This is a genomic window from Acidimicrobiales bacterium (genome assembly GCA_036273495.1).
GTDB lineage: Bacteria > Actinomycetota > Acidimicrobiia > Acidimicrobiales > JAJPHE01 > DASSEU01.
On the sequence record DASUHN010000389.1, the window covers coordinates 1 to 13039 of the forward strand.

Consider the following 13039-nt stretch of genomic DNA (forward strand, 5'->3'; position numbering starts at 1 on the left):
ACCTCATGTCCGGATCGATGGGGGGCCCTTGGCGGAATAGCGGCCATGGCGAGACGGAACACGCACTGGTGGGGAAACCCATCAGATTGAGCCCGTCCGACCTACAGATCGTTATCGAGCCAGGGGCCTACCCTACCCGGCCACTCACCTCGTCCTCCAGGACCATATGTTCGAGCCCAACGCCTCGTGGAGCCTGCCCGCACACCTGTTCCTGGTCTCGGAGTGGGCGGCGCGTTGCACCCAGGAGGCCAACCCGGCCAGCTGCGTCAACGGGACCCGGGACAACCCCCCGGCCAAGCCGTTGGCCCAGCCGGCCATCTACGGCGGGGAGTCCGGCCCCAAGACCCTCAAGCGCAACAAGGCCAACCCCGGACACCAGCCCATCTACGCCTGGACCGATCTGACCTACCTGCTCCACAAGGACCGGGTGAGCTGGGGCTACTACGTCGTGGCCGGCACCGAGCCCGACTGCGAGGACGACGGTGCCCTGAGCTGCGCGCCGGTGGCCCAGTCCGCCAACACGCCGGGGATCTGGAACCCGCTGCCCTGGTTCGACACGGTGGCCGCCGACCACCAGCTCGGCAACATCCAGTCCGTTACCAGGTTCTACGCCGCCCCCCGGTCCGGACAGCTACCGGCGGTGTCCTGGGTGGCGCCCTCCGGGGAGGTCAGCGAGCACCCGCCCGGCCCGGTGAGCTTCGGCCAGAGCTACGTGACCAGCCTGGTCAACGCGGTGATGCGCAGCCCGAATGGGACTCGACCGCGATCTTCCTGGCCTGGGACGACTGGGGCGGCTTCTACGACCATGTCGCGCCACCCTCCGTCGACCAGCTCGGCTACGGCCTCCGCGTCCCCGCCATCGTGATCAGCCCGTATGCCAAACGGGCCTACGTCGATCACCAGGTCCTGAGCTTCGACGCCTACGACAAGTTCATCGAGGACGACTTCCTCCGCGGCCAGCGCATCGACCCTGCCAGCGACGGACGCCCCGATCCCCGTCCGGACGTGAGAGAGAACGAGAAGATCCTCGGCAACCTCATCGCCGACTTCGACTTCAACCAGTCCCCCCGTCCCCCCGTCCTCCCGTCCTCCTCCCGGTCCATCCCCGAACTACGCTGACGGGCACGCCCGGACGGTGAGCAGCCCGGATCGCCCCGACGCCGGAGTAGGACGTCATCGGCGGCCTGATCCGGGGCGAGATGGAGCACGTCATGAGCCTGATTCGGCCATGATGGGTGGCCTCGTCCGTCGTCTACCTACCCGGACGCCCCCGATACCCGATGGCTGATCTCGTATACACCGCCAACGTCTCCGTGGACGGCTACCTGGAGGACGCTGACGGCCGGATCGACTGGTCCGAGCCCGCCGAGGAGGTCTTCTCCTTCATCACCGACCTGGAGAGGCAGGCCGGGACCTACCTGTACGGGCGGCGGATGTACGAGGCCATGGTCTACTGGGAGACCGCCGCTCCGGACGAACCCTATGTCCGCGAGTTCGCCGAGATGTGGCGGGACGCCGACAAGGTGGTGTACTCGCGCACCCTCGAGGCTGCATCAAGTGCCCGGACGAGGCTCGAGCACGACTTCGACCCCGAGGCGGTGCGGCGGCTGAAGGCGGCGGCGGCCCGCCGCATCACCATCGTCGGGGCCGATCTCGCCGGGCAGGCGCTGGCGGCCGGGCTCGTGGACGAGGTCCGTCTGCTCACGGTGCCCGTCGTGCTCGGCGGCGGCAAGCCGGCGTTGCCGAAGGGCGCGAAGCTTCCCCTTCGACTGCTGGAGACCCGGCAGTTCGCGAGCGGCGTCGTGTTTCTCCGATACCGCGTTGACTCCGGACGGGGGACGTAGTCCGGAGCGGGGCCCCTAGGTCCGGCTCCACCTGGCGTCGCGCGCCCAGCCGCTTCGCTCGAGGAGGCGGATCAGCCGGGCGGAGGAGTCGAGCTGGTGGCGGCCCATGCCGTGACGGGCGCCGGAGGGGAAGGCGTGGTGGTGGTTGTGCCAGGACTCCCCGAGGGACAGCACGGCCAGGGCCCTGACGTTGGACGAGTGGTCGCCGGTCGCATTGGGGCGCCGACCCAGGACGTGGCAGAGCGAGTTCACCGACCACGTCACGTGGTGCAGGACGCTGACGCGCACCCCGCCGGCCCACAACAACGCCCAGCCGCCGGCCGACAGGGACCCCGTCGCCGCCCAGGCGACGCCGAAAGGCAGGGCCAGAGAGGTCAGGGCCAGGACGGGGAACAGGCGGTCGACGACCGCGATCGCCCGGTCGGCGCGCAGGTCGCGGGCGTAGCGCTCGGTGTCCGCCGCCGGGGCCCGGAACAGCCAGGCCACGTGGGACCACACCATCCCCCGGGCCAGCGCCCAGCCGGAGGTCCCGTACCGATAGGGGGAATGAGGATCCCCGGCGCGGTCGGACAGACGGTGGTGGAGGCGGTGGTTGGCCACCCAGGACACCACCCCACCCTCGAGAGCCAGCGAGCCCGCCACCGCCAGCGCCACCCGCAGCGAGGGGGCGGCCCGGAACGAGCGGTGGGCGAACAGACGGTGGTAGCCGACGGTCACCCCGTGGCCGGAGACGAGGTAGAGACCCACGGCCAGGCCGAGATCCAGCCAGCTCACCCGGTTCCCCAGAGCCAGCCAGGCGATGCCCCCGGCCAGTCCCGTCAGGGGCAGGACCACGAGGGCGGCGGTGATGGCCAACCCCACCGGACCCGGCCGGCGGTCATCGGGGGCGATCTCTTCCGGAGTCGGGGCGGCGACGTCGATCGTCAGCGCGGTCATGTCGACAGCGGCGCTAGCCCAGTCCCTCTCTCAGCTTGGCCAGCGCCGTCAGGCGTCTCTCGATCTTCTCGGGCTGAGCGGCGTCGCGGGTCCGGATGCGCTCCGCCAGCTGGTCCAGGCGCTTGTGCTCGCGGACCACGATCTCCTGGCGCTCCGCCTCCTCACAGCTGCGCAGGGCGCGCACGAAGGCGGCGCGGGCGTCGGTGGCGCGCTTCAGTCCGAGGTTGCGGGCCACCGCGGCATAGGAGAGACCACCCTTGTCCCGCAACGCCAGGGCCTCGCGGTCGCTGTTGACCCGGGGGGGGCGGGGGCCGCGCTGGGGGCGGTCGCGGTCGCCATCGGATCCCCCGCGCGAATCCCGCTCGGGCCTAGGCAGAGCGGACGCTCGTGGCCTGGGGTCCCTTGGCGCCCTGCTCGGAGTCGAAGTCGACCCGCTGGCCCTCGGAGAGCTCCTTGTAGCCCGTGCCCTCGATGGCGCTGTGATGGACGAAGACGTCCTTGCCGCCGCCGTCCGGGGTGATGAACCCGTACCCCTTGGCGGAGTCGAACCATTTGACAGTACCTGCAGCCATATCCCGCTCCTTCTCCCACGCACGATCGTTGTCCGGTCGGATTGGAGCCGGGCTCAGGTCCCGGCCTGCGTAGAGAGCCGGTCTAGAGACCAGACTACTCGCCCCGCATTGGCGGGCAATTCGGGGCTCGGCGGCGGCCGGCCCTCAGGGATTCGCGTATAGGTCGACCGAAACTCCATCGGCGTCGCGGAGCTGGGCGTAGTGCTGTCCCCAGAAGGCGTCCCACGGCTCCTTCACGCCGCGGTAGCCGGCGCCGGTGATCCGCGCGTACACCTCGTCCACCTCGGCTGGGCTGGCGCACTCGAAGGCCAGGGCGATCTGATTGCCGGTCGTCCTCGTCCAGTCGGGGCGGAACTGCCTCATCTCCTCCTCGGAGTCGAACATCAGGCGCCAGCCGTCGGGGAGCTCGATGTTGACGTGGCCGCCGTAAGGGGGGTCCGGGACCTGGAGGCCGAGCAGGCGGTAGAAGTCGAGCGACCTGCCCATGTCGGCGGTGACGATTCCGGCGGCGTTGAGGCGGGGGCTCACGGGGTTCCTCGGTCAGTTGTCACCGCGCCGTTGTAGCTGATCGCGGCAGGCGGCGTCTTGAACGTTTCGGACGTCCATCCGGGCAGCCCGGAGCTCGGCCGGGGTGAGACCGGCCAGGGCTCGCGTCTCCCGGCTCAGGTGGGCCTGGTCGGCGAATCCGGCCCGGGTCGCCAGCCCGGCCAGTGAGGCGCCCGGGTCCCGGCACGAGGTCAGGAACGTCTGGAGCCTGAGGACGCGTTGCAGCAGCTTGGGTCCGTAGCCGACAGCAGGGAGAAAGCGCCGATGCAGGTGGCGCTCGGATACTCCCGCCCGGCGGGCCAGCTCCGCCGTGGTGACCGGTTCGCGAGCCTCTCGCCAGAGGTTGGCGGCGGCTTCGACGAGCGGATCGGGATCGCCGACTTCCGGAAGCCGCCCGGCGACTCGGCGCTCGAGGACGGCGGCGGCCCGGCGCCGGCTCGCGCATCCCGCCATCTCGTCGGCGACGCCGTCAGCTTCGGGCCACAGGACCCGGAGATCGACACGCTGGTCTCGAAGCTCGACCGCCGGAACGTCCAGGAACAAAGGTCCGGTGCCGGGCCGGAAGCGCAGACCCACCGCGAACTGACCCCCCGCCCCGGACCGGTTCGGGACGGTGTCCGGGCCGGCCACGAAGAGCCGGTCACCGTTCCAGATGATGTCCATACAGCCGTCGGGGAGCACGGGCTCAGACTCCGAGCGGTCCGAGTCCCCTCCCCCCATCCACGTGCAGGCGACATAGCGACGCCGAGGAGGAGCTGACGGCCACTCGACGTATCCCGAGGGCACGGTGGTCTCCCGCGGCACCGCGCCAGTCTGCCGGCCGGGCCGGCGCCCAGCGCTCACCACCAGAGGGTGACGACCTCGCGGTCCTCCGGGGGCGGGGCGCCCGCCACCAGCCGGCCCAGCTCCTCGTAACGATCCGGGCCGACACACAGCCGGCGGGCCAGGCGGGCGATGGCACCGTCCCCGTGCTCCCCGATCATCTGGTACCGGCGCCGCCACCGCGTCTGGTTGACCACCAACCCCAGTTCCTCCAGCACCGCCACGGCGTCCTGAGCCGTGGGCCGCTCGGGCCGGTCCAGACCGTGGAGGGCCATCCAGTAGGGCGTGAGCCACGCCATCGGATGCGACGCCGTCATCTCGACGACGACCCTCCGCCGGGCGTGCCCCGACAGGACGGTGGCGAAGGTGGCCAGGTCCGAGACGTTGTAGAAGACGTGGTGGCAGACGACCACGTCGGCCGCCTCGGTCCGGTCCGCGGCCTCGGGCCACTGGCCCTCGATCACGGTGGCCTCGATGCCGAGCCGGGCCGCCCCTTCGGCGAAGGCGGTCAGCAACGGCAGGCTCGGGTCGACGCCGATCAACCGCGAGGGGCGCAGGCCCAGGCTGGCCGCGCCGGCACCGCACCCGACGTCCAGCACCGACCCGGACGGGGCCAGGGCCTGGCGCGCCGCGGCGTCGGACGGGGTGTCGGCGGGCCGGGCCACCGCCTCCTCGGCCGCCTCGATGAAGGATCCCGGGTGGAAGAAGAACGGGGACTCCGGGGCGTCTGCCAGGATCTCGGCCGGCACCGCCCAGCCGGCGAGCATCCGGGACCAGGCCCGGTTGGCGGCTCCGGGCGCGATCGGCCCCCTGCTACCCCGCCTCACCGCGGTACTCGGCGTCGCTCACGTGCTCTCCCCACTGGGGCGGTCCCTCCGTCATCGACAGGTGGGACATGAAGTGGTCGGGGGCGGCCCCGTGCCAGTGCTCCTCGCCGTCGGGCGTGTGGATGACGTCCCCGGCCCGGACCTCCAGGCGCCCCTGCCCGCGGGCCTGGACCAGACCGCGCCCCTCGGTCACGTACAGGGTCTGGCCGAGCTCGTGGGAGTGCCAGGCCGTGCGGGCGCCGGGGCTGAACCGGACGGCCCCGACGTTGATGCGCGCCGGCTCCTGGCCGCGGGCGATCCCGTCGATCCACACGTCTCCGGTGAACCAGTCGGCCGGCCCCTTGACCGACGGCTGCTTGGGAACGATCTCCATCGCCTCTCCTTCCACTCCTTCGATCGCGCGGGACGGCGCCGTCCACGCTAAAGAGCGCGGCCCCGGCCCCGGGACGAGCCTGAGCCATGGGAGCATCGGAGCAACATTCGATGACGGCGGGTGCGAGCCGGGCCATCTGATAAGAAATCGCCGGCGAGCCGCCGGGGGCGGTGAGGAACGGCCCGATGACGCACGACGCACGCACCGACCGGGCGATGATCTCCTTCCAGGACGTCTCGAAGCGCTTCACGGCGTCGGGGGAGTACGCCGTGGAGGGCCTCACCCTCGAGGTGCCCGAGGGGGAGATCGCCGTCCTGGTGGGCCCCTCGGGGTGCGGCAAGACGACGACCATGCGGATGGTCAACCGCCTGATCGAGCCGACCTCCGGCACGATCGCGGTGGACGGCCGGGACGTCCTCCAGCAGGACCCCGTCGAGCTCCGGCGGGGCATCGGCTACGTGATCCAGAGCACCGGGCTGATGCCCCATCGGACGGTGGCCCAGAACATCGCCACCGTTCCCAGGCTCCTCAACTGGAGCCCGGCCAGGACGGCCGAGCGGATCGAGGAGCTGCTGGCGCTGTTCGATCTGGACCCGGGCGTGAGGGACAGGTACCCGGCCGAGCTGTCGGGGGGCCAGCAGCAGCGGGTGGGCGTGGCCCGCGCCCTGGCCGCCGATCCCCCGGTGATGCTGATGGACGAGCCGTTCGTGGCCGTGGATCCGATCGTGCGCGGCCGTCTGCAGGACGAGTTCCTCGAGATCCAGCGTCGCCTCAAGAAGACCATCGTCTTCGTGACCCACGACATCGACGAGGCCATCAAGATGGCCGATCGCATCGCCATCCTGAACCGGGGAGCGCGCATCGAGCAGTACGCCGCCCCGGAGGAGATCCTGCGTTCTCCCGCCAACGAGTTCGTGAAGCGCTTCGTGGGGGCGGAGCGGGGGCTCAAGCGGCTGGCCCTGATCAAGGTGGCGGGGATCGAGATCGAAGGGGGGCCGGTGGTCGGACCCGACGCGTCGGCGGCGGACGCCGAGCGGGAGATGGCCCGGCACGGCCTGGACTGGACCAGCGTGGTCGAAGGCCGTGGCCTCCTCGGATGGGTCGACCGGTCCATGATCGGCGGTACGGGTCCGGTCGGCGGGGCCGGGCCCCGGCCGTTCAGCGCCTACGTCACGATGCAGGACTCGCTCCGCCAGGCCCTGGACTCGATCGTCACCTCATCCACCAACGTGGCCGTGGTGGTCGACGCCGACGGGAACTACCTCGGGATCCTGACCCTCGACCGGCTGTCACGGGAGATCGCGCCGTGATGCTGGGCGCGGTCGGGCCGCCGTCGATCTGGCAGTGGATCGCCGACCACGGCTCGAGGATCCTCAGCCTGACGGCCGAGCACGTGGAGCTGGCGGTGATGGCGGTGGCGGTGGGGCTGGTCATAGCCGTGCCGCTGTCCGTGCTCGCCTACCGGCACACCCGGTTCCACCCACCCGTCACGTGGTTGGCCGGGGTGCTGTACACCATCCCGAGCATCGCCCTGTTCGTGGTCCTGATCCCGCTCACCGGTCTCACCGACCTGACCGTCGAGATCGGTCTGGTCAGCTACACCCTCCTGATCCTCATCCGCAACACCGTGGCCGGCCTGCGGGGTGTCTCGGAGCATCTCAAGGAGGCAGCCACCGGGATGGGCTACACGCGGCGCCAGCTGCTGTGGCGGGTCGAGCTTCCCGTCGCGGTCCCCGCCATCGTGGCCGGGGTCAGGGTGGCCACCGTCAGCACCATCGGTCTCGTCGCGGTCGGGTTCATCGTGGGCAAGGGCGGCCTGGGGGAGCTGATCATCGACGGGCTCGACCGCTTCTACACGCCAGAGGTCGTGGTCGGCGGCGTCCTCTCGATTGCCCTCGCGCTCGTGGCCGACGCCGCCCTTCTCATGGCCGGGCGGGCGGTGACGCCCTGGGCCCGTCCCCGCCGGCGACGGGCCCGCCGTGCGGTCGGGGTGGCGGCGTGAACCAGTTCGTCCACGCCATCGAGTGGATCTTCACCGCCGCCAACTGGAGCCGGGTGCAGCTCGGTGCGGGCATCGGCGGCCAGCTCGGCTACCACGTGGAGCTGTCGGCCATCTCGCTCGGGATCGCCGCGGTCGTGGCGGTGCCGCTCGGGATGGCGGTGGGGCACACCCGCCGGGGTCAGTTTGCCGCGGTGTCCATCGCCAACATCGGACGGGCCATCCCGTCGTTCGCCCTGCTGGTGCTGGCGTTCATCGTCGTCAGCAATCTGCGGCCCTCGCTCGGGTTCAGCATGCTGTCGACGATCATCGCCCTCGTCGTCCTGGCCATCCCGCCGATCCTCATCAACACCTACGTGGGTGTCGAGGGGGTCGATGCCGGAACGGTCGAGGCGGCCCGGGGCATGGGCCTCGGCCCGCGTCAGATCCTGGTCGACATCGAGGTACCTCTGGCGGCTCCGTTGATCATGGCCGGGCTGAGAACCTCGGCCGTGGCCGTGGTAGCCACCGCCACCCTGGCGGGTTTCGCGGGCGGGGGTGGGCTCGGCGTGTTCCTGTATCTCGGGTTTGCCCAACCGGGACAGGAGCAGATCCTCATCGGCGGCGCCATCCTCGTGGCGGTGCTGGCCCTCCTCACCGACGTCCTCTTCGCGCTCCTCGAGCGGGCGGTCACGCCCCGGACCCGGTCGAACGGGAAGCAGCGGGTGGTGCCGGCGCCGCTGCCGGTGGCAGCATCGGCCGCGCAGACGTGAGTCTACGCTGGGGCCCATCGGCGCCGTACAGAGGGAGAGGATCTCCATGAGGATCACCAGTCGAGCCGCAGTAGGTGCCGCCACGGCAGCTGTGGCTCTGCTCGGAGCAGCATGCGGAAGCAGCGGGTCATCGGGCGCCAGCGGGTCCGGGTCCACTGCGACCATCGCGTCCAAGCTCGTCTTCGGGGCCCCGCCCGACTGCGCCACGAACAAGCTCTGCGCCATCGGGCTCAAGAACGTGTACGGGGTCGTCTTCAAGCAGATCAAGACCACCGACTTCGGCGGACCGATCACCGTCCAGGCTCTGAAGTCCGGCGCCGTGCAGGTGGGGGAGCTGTTCTCGACGGCTGTATACGACCCCTCGTTCGTCACCCTCGCCGACGACAAGCACCTGGAGTCGTCGGACAACATCGTCCCGGTGATCCGCCAGGCGGTCGACACCCCGCAGATCGACAAGATCCTCAACGACATCAGCGCCCAACTCTCCACCTCCGGGATGCTCGACCTCAACAAGATGGTGGACGTGTCCCAGCAGGATCCGGCCGCGGTGGCCAAGTCGTTCCTCTCCCAGAAGAGCCTCGGCACGACCACCTCCGGCTGCACCGGCCATCTCACCGTGGGCGTCTCCGGAAACTTCTCGGAGAGCAAGATCGTGGCCGAGATGTACGGCCAGGCGCTGCAGACCGCCGGCTGCACCGTGGCGTACCAGCTCGACCTGTCCAGCCGGAAGGTGTCCGACGCCGCTCTCTTCGGTGGTCAGATCGACCTGAAGCCCGAGTACCTCGCCAGTGAGTCGTCCGCCCTGAGCAGCTCGGCCGGCGTCTCGGGTGACGCCCAGAACAACGCCACCATCCTCAAGGGTCTGCTCAAGGCCAAGAACGTCAACGTCTTGGACTTCGCTCCGGCCATCGACACCAACGTGTTCGTGGTCACCAAGGCCACCGCCGCCAAGTACGGCCTGACCAGTGTGAGTGATCTGGCCAAGACCTGACCCGCCCGAGCGGGGTCAGGGCGCGCTCATCGCCTCTGGGTGACCCGGCCCCGCTCAGGCGTCCAGGACTCGATCAGCAGATGGTCGGCCGGGTCACCCAGCCGGGTGACCACCACGGCGGAGAGCTCGACCCGGAACCAGTCCGCGTCGGATGGCCCCGATGCGCCCGCCGGGCGGGGAACCGCTCGTCCCGAGAGCTTGGCCTCTCCGGACCACGATCCCTGGCCCTCTTCCGGGGGATCGACGCTGTGGCTGTGGATGGCCAGCCGGGGATCCCGGAGCAGATCCTCGGCTCTGCGGGTCCCGGTCATCATCCCCAGGATCAGCTCTCCCTCCTCGAAGACGACCTCGGTCCCGCTGATCCGCGGCGAGCCGTCGCGGCGGATGGTGGCCACGGTGTGGTGCTTGTAGCTCGTGAACAGCTCGAGCACCCGGGCCGAGAGCTCGGCGTCGGCGTCGGCGAACTCCCGCCAGGAGACCATCGCGCCGCTCACAGGTCCGGCAGGCGCAACGACAGGTTCGGGAAGGTGAGGCCGCCGTCGATCTCCAGGACCTTCCCGGTGAGGAAGCTGCCGGCCTCCGAGGCCAGGTACACGATGCCGAGCGCGATGTCCTCCACCGTCCCGAGCCGCCGCAGCGGCGTCCCGGCGATCATCAGCGTGCGCAGCTCGTCGTTGAGGACCGAAGCCAGGGAATCGGTCTCGATCGAGCCCGGGGCGATTGCGTTGACCCGGATCCGGGGCGCCAGGTCGGCCGCCAGGAGGCGGGTCAGATGGGCCAGGGCCCCCTTGGCCGTCCCGTAGGCGGCGTAGCCGCGGTCGGAGAGACGGCCCATGGTCGAGGTGATGTTGATGATGCTCCCCGACCCGCGCTCGAGCATGTGGGGCACGGCGCACTGAGTCAGCTCGTAGGCGGTGGCGACGTTGAAATGGAAGGCCGCCTCGATCGTCTTCGTGGGGGTGTCCAGCAGGGGAGCGGGCATCGTCCCCCCGACGTTGTTCACGACGATGTCCACGCCCCCGAGCTCCGTCATCGCCGTTTCGGTCAACAGTCGCATGTTGGCCACGTCGCTGAGGTCGCAGGTGACCAGCGCGGCCCGGCGCCCGATCTCCGAGATCGTGCCGGCCACCGCATCGAGGTCGGCGGTGGTGCGCGCCGCGATGACGACGTCGGCGCCGCACTCGGCCAGGGCCACGGCCGACGCCTTGCCGATGCCGCGGCTGGCGGCGGTGACGATGGCCACCTTCCCGTCGAGCCGGAAGCGATCCAGGAGGGCCATCTCGGGGCGTATGGTCCTCGACGACTACCGCAACGTCAAGCCGGCACGGCGGACACCTCGGCGGGGTAGATCGCATCCGGAGGGCACTCGGAAACTGTGCACAAGGCCAGGGAGTGGAGGGTCGCGGGATCACGGGCATGGGGTCTTCTCGCTGCGCTCGCTCTCACCGCCGGGTGCAGCAGCGGGGTGGCATCGGCGGGTGCGTCCGCTCCGGCGACGGTCGCTCCCCGGCAGGTGGCCGCCGACCACGCCCGCGCTGTCGCGGCGGTGTTGCGGGCCTCGGATCTGCCCGCGGGCTGGACCGCCACCCCCCACACGAGCGGTCCCAGCGTTCCCGGCCTGGACAAGGCGCTGGCGGACTGTCTCGGCGTGAACGTCGGGATCCTCAACGGGAACGACCCGACCACCGCCGACTCTCCGGACTTCGGCAACGGCAACGGCGGGGAGATCGCCAACTCCGTCGGCTACCAGCCGACAGTGGGTCGGGCCCACCAGCTGAGCGCGCTCCTCCAGAGCGCCAAGATGGCGCCGTGCCTCAACTCGTCCATCAAGACGTTCCTGGACTACCGCCTGAGCCATCCCGCCAGCCCGAGCCAGTCCGTCCCCGCCGGTATCAGGCTGGGCCGGCCCACGACGACCCGGCTGTCGTTCCCCCCGACCGGTGACGTGACCGTCGCCTACCGGTTCGTCGTGCCCATCGAGGGGGCGGGAACCCCGATCAGCGTGTACGGGGACTTCGTCTTTGCCGCCAGGGGAAGGGCCGGCGCCGTTCTGACCGTCGAGAGCCAGGGTGCCGCCCCGGACCCCGCCCTGGAGCAGCGACTCGTCCGCACCGTGGCCAGCCGCCTGTCCCCCGCATGAGCGACGTGGTGGTGGGCGCGGACGGGCTGGGCCGGTGTGCCTGGGGCGCGGCGCCACCGGAGTACCGGGCCTACCACGACGAGGAATGGGGCCGCCCGGTGGCCGACGAGGTCCGGATCTTCGAGAAGCTGTGCCTCGAGGGCTTCCAGAGCGGGCTGTCGTGGCTGACCATCCTGCGCAAGCGGGAGGGGTTCCGGGCCGCCTTCGCCGGCTTCGACCCGGCCGCCGTCGCCGACTTCGGGGACTCCGACGTCGAGCGCCTCCTGGCCGACGCCGGCATCGTCCGGCACCGCGGGAAGATCACGGCGACGATCGGGAACGCCCGGGCCACCGTCCGCCTGCACGCGGAAGGCCGCTCGTTGGGTGCGTTGCTGTGGAGCCACGAGCCCGGCTCCCGCCGGGGGCCGGGGTCCCCGGGTGACCTGGCGGCGTCCACCTCCGAGTCCAAGGCGGCGGCGGCGGAGCTGCGCCGGGCCGGGTTCCGGTTCGTCGGCCCGACGACCGTTCACGCCGCCATGCAGGCCCTGGGCGTGGTCAACGACCACCTGGCCCGATGCCACTTCCGGGAGGCGGCGGAAGCCGAGCGGGCCCGCTTCCATCCGCCGAGCTGACCTCCGCCGGGGCGGTGGGTCAGGAGGGCGCCGCCGCGAACTGCGGCAGCCACTGCTCGGTCCCCGCCACGAGCTCGTCGGCCATGGCGTCGATGTCCCGCAGGTCTCCCCGTCCCGCCAGCGGATCGAGGGCCAGGGCGGCCCCGACGAGGCTGCGGTCCCCGGTGAGGGCGGCCTCGACCGTGAGCTCGTGCACGGCGGCGTGGCGCCTGAGCAGCTCCGCGAGCGGAGCCGGGGCCCGGGCCGCGTCGCGCCCGCGCATCCCGTCCTCGTCGACCACGCATATCGCCTCGACCACGGCATCGTCCGGCAGGTCGGGGCACTGCCCGCGGTTGGGCAGGTTGAGCGGGACCTCACGCCGCGTGCCGGTCAGCAGGGAGTCGATCACCGGCGCGACCAGCTCCCCTGAAGGATGGGTCGGAAGGGTCGCGGTACCGGCCAGCACGGCGTCGACCTCGGCGACGTAGGCGTCCTGGAGCTGCTCGCGCAGCGTGATCGGGGTGAGCTCGATGCCCCACGCCGCGCCCCATCCCGACTCGGCCGTGAGCACCGACGGGAGAAACTCGGCCAGGTGACGGTCACCGGCGGCCGGCAGGGCGCCGTAACGCTCGAGAAGGGTCAGCGAC

17 protein-coding genes and 1 pseudogene are annotated in these 13039 nt (G+C 71.0%); 8 read left to right on the plus strand and 10 right to left on the minus strand.

Annotation, left to right across the window (positions count from 1 at the left end; genetic code table 11):
• Positions 1 to 166: 166 nt before the first annotated feature.
• Positions 167 to 1119 (plus strand): annotated as a pseudogene (locus tag VFW24_16895) (alkaline phosphatase family protein).
• Between the two features lie 161 nt (positions 1120 to 1280).
• Positions 1281 to 1844 carry a dihydrofolate reductase family protein gene (locus VFW24_16900; protein HEX5268449.1) on the plus strand — a complete coding sequence of 188 codons (564 nt, stop codon included), beginning with the start codon at positions 1281 to 1283 and terminating at the stop codon, positions 1842 to 1844.
• 15 nt (positions 1845 to 1859) lie between these two features.
• Here the strand turns inward: VFW24_16900 and VFW24_16905 are convergent, their stop codons facing one another.
• From VFW24_16905 to VFW24_16935, 7 genes are all read right to left on the minus strand, one after another.
• A complete protein-coding gene (locus tag VFW24_16905) occupies positions 1860 to 2780 on the minus strand; it encodes an acyl-CoA desaturase (GenBank protein HEX5268450.1) in 921 nt (306 codons plus the stop codon).
• 13 nt (positions 2781 to 2793) lie between these two features.
• Positions 2794 to 3048, minus strand: coding sequence for a hypothetical protein (locus tag VFW24_16910; protein ID HEX5268451.1), 255 nt, complete (start codon positions 3046 to 3048; stop codon positions 2794 to 2796).
• A gap of 100 nt (positions 3049 to 3148) precedes the next feature.
• The gene (locus VFW24_16915; protein HEX5268452.1) at positions 3149 to 3352 is read right to left on the minus strand and encodes a cold-shock protein; all 204 of its coding nucleotides are present in this window, start codon (positions 3350 to 3352) and stop codon (positions 3149 to 3151) included.
• A gap of 144 nt (positions 3353 to 3496) precedes the next feature.
• Positions 3497 to 3880, minus strand: coding sequence for a VOC family protein (locus VFW24_16920; protein ID HEX5268453.1), 384 nt, complete (start codon positions 3878 to 3880; stop codon positions 3497 to 3499).
• Positions 3881 to 3892: 12 nt separating this feature from the next.
• Complete coding sequence (locus VFW24_16925) at positions 3893 to 4831, minus strand: helix-turn-helix transcriptional regulator (GenBank protein ID HEX5268454.1); 939 nt, start codon at positions 4829 to 4831, stop codon at positions 3893 to 3895.
• Positions 4738 to 5547 (minus strand): class I SAM-dependent methyltransferase, encoded by an 810-nt coding sequence (locus VFW24_16930; protein ID HEX5268455.1) that lies wholly within the window; start codon positions 5545 to 5547, stop codon positions 4738 to 4740. Before VFW24_16930 ends, VFW24_16925 begins: the two co-directional genes overlap by 94 nt.
• On the minus strand, positions 5534 to 5920 hold the full coding sequence (locus VFW24_16935) for a cupin domain-containing protein (protein ID HEX5268456.1): 387 nt from the start codon (positions 5918 to 5920) through the stop codon (positions 5534 to 5536). The genes VFW24_16930 and VFW24_16935 overlap by 14 nt, the downstream gene beginning before the upstream one ends.
• Before the next feature lie 185 nt (positions 5921 to 6105).
• Between VFW24_16935 and VFW24_16940 the strand changes: the two genes are divergently transcribed.
• From VFW24_16940 to VFW24_16955, 4 genes are read left to right on the plus strand one after another with little or no spacing between them, the layout of a single operon-like run.
• Complete coding sequence (locus tag VFW24_16940; protein ID HEX5268457.1) at positions 6106 to 7230, plus strand: betaine/proline/choline family ABC transporter ATP-binding protein; 1125 nt, start codon at positions 6106 to 6108, stop codon at positions 7228 to 7230.
• Positions 7230 to 7922: an ABC transporter permease gene (locus VFW24_16945; protein ID HEX5268458.1), complete on the plus strand. Its 693-nt coding sequence runs from the start codon at positions 7230 to 7232 to the stop codon at positions 7920 to 7922. The genes VFW24_16940 and VFW24_16945 overlap by 1 nt, the downstream gene beginning before the upstream one ends.
• Positions 7919 to 8671 carry an ABC transporter permease gene (locus VFW24_16950; GenBank protein ID HEX5268459.1) on the plus strand — a complete coding sequence of 251 codons (753 nt, stop codon included), beginning with the start codon at positions 7919 to 7921 and terminating at the stop codon, positions 8669 to 8671. The genes VFW24_16945 and VFW24_16950 overlap by 4 nt, the downstream gene beginning before the upstream one ends.
• A gap of 46 nt (positions 8672 to 8717) precedes the next feature.
• Positions 8718 to 9662 carry a glycine betaine ABC transporter substrate-binding protein gene (locus VFW24_16955; GenBank protein ID HEX5268460.1) on the plus strand — a complete coding sequence of 315 codons (945 nt, stop codon included), beginning with the start codon at positions 8718 to 8720 and terminating at the stop codon, positions 9660 to 9662.
• Positions 9663 to 9688: 26 nt separating this feature from the next.
• Here the strand turns inward: VFW24_16955 and VFW24_16960 are convergent, their stop codons facing one another.
• Together VFW24_16960 and VFW24_16965 are read right to left on the minus strand one after the other, a co-directional pair.
• Positions 9689 to 10144 carry a pyridoxamine 5'-phosphate oxidase family protein gene (locus tag VFW24_16960; GenBank protein HEX5268461.1) on the minus strand — a complete coding sequence of 152 codons (456 nt, stop codon included), beginning with the start codon at positions 10142 to 10144 and terminating at the stop codon, positions 9689 to 9691.
• Positions 10145 to 10152: 8 nt separating this feature from the next.
• Positions 10153 to 10941 carry an SDR family oxidoreductase gene (locus VFW24_16965; GenBank protein HEX5268462.1) on the minus strand — a complete coding sequence of 263 codons (789 nt, stop codon included), beginning with the start codon at positions 10939 to 10941 and terminating at the stop codon, positions 10153 to 10155.
• A gap of 234 nt (positions 10942 to 11175) precedes the next feature.
• Here VFW24_16965 and VFW24_16970 point away from each other — a divergent pair, with 234 nt between their 5' ends.
• Positions 11176 to 11802: a hypothetical protein gene (locus tag VFW24_16970; GenBank protein HEX5268463.1), complete on the plus strand. Its 627-nt coding sequence runs from the start codon at positions 11176 to 11178 to the stop codon at positions 11800 to 11802.
• Positions 11799 to 12413, plus strand: coding sequence for a DNA-3-methyladenine glycosylase I (locus VFW24_16975; GenBank protein HEX5268464.1), 615 nt, complete (start codon positions 11799 to 11801; stop codon positions 12411 to 12413). The genes VFW24_16970 and VFW24_16975 overlap by 4 nt, the downstream gene beginning before the upstream one ends.
• A 19-nt stretch (positions 12414 to 12432) precedes the next feature.
• On the opposite strand, the gene VFW24_16980 is transcribed toward VFW24_16975, so the two are convergent.
• On the minus strand, positions 12433 to 13039 hold a 607-nt coding region (locus VFW24_16980), incomplete at its 5' end, for a hypothetical protein (GenBank protein ID HEX5268465.1).